This is a genomic window from Streptomyces sp. PTL18, from assembly GCF_059510295.1.
The window spans coordinates 1-689 of record NZ_JCAJZO010000125.1; the positions used below are offsets into that span (position 1 = coordinate 1).

The following is a 689-nucleotide window of genomic DNA, read 5'->3' on the forward strand; positions in this document are numbered from 1 at the left end:
CACCGGCACGACCCTGGGCGACCCGATCGAGGCGCAGGCACTGCTGGACACCTACGGCCGGAACCGAGCCCCCGAACGCCCGCTGTGGCTCGGTTCGTTGAAGTCCAACATCGGCCACACCCAGGCCGCCGCGGGTGTGGCGGGCGTGATGAAGATGGTCCTCGCCCTGCAGCACGGGTTGCTGCCGCGGACTCTCCACGTGGACGAGCCCACCCCGCACGTCGACTGGTCGGCGGGCGCGGTGTCGCTGCTCACGGAGCCGGTGGAGTGGCCGCAGATCGAAGGCCGTCCGCGCCGGGCCGGTGTGTCGTCGTTCGGCGTCAGCGGGACGAACGCGCATGTGGTGCTGGAGGAGGCGCCGGGTGTTCCGGAGCCCGTGGAGTCGGCGGAGCCGGAGCCGGTCTTCGCGGGCGATGGTGTGGTGCCGTGGGTGGTGTCGGGTCGCGGCGCGGAGGGTCTGGCCGGGCAGGCGGGTCGGCTGGCTGCCTTCGCCGGGGCGGCGGGGGAGTCCGTGCGGCCCGTGGATGTGGCGTGGTCGCTGGCGGCGACGCGGACCGCGTTCGAGAACCGGGCCGTGATCCTGGGCCGCGAAGCGGATGAACTGCTCCTCGCAGCACGGGAGGTGTCCACGCATGCCGAGGTGATGCCGCCCCCCGTGATACGGGGCCGGGCGCCCCAGGGCGTCGACG

1 protein-coding gene is annotated in these 689 nt (G+C 73.7%); it reads left to right on the top strand.

Annotated elements, in window-relative coordinates:
- On the top strand, positions 1–689 hold a 689-nt coding region (locus AC5WS8_RS39285; RefSeq protein ID WP_496108258.1), incomplete at both ends, for a ketoacyl-synthetase C-terminal extension domain-containing protein.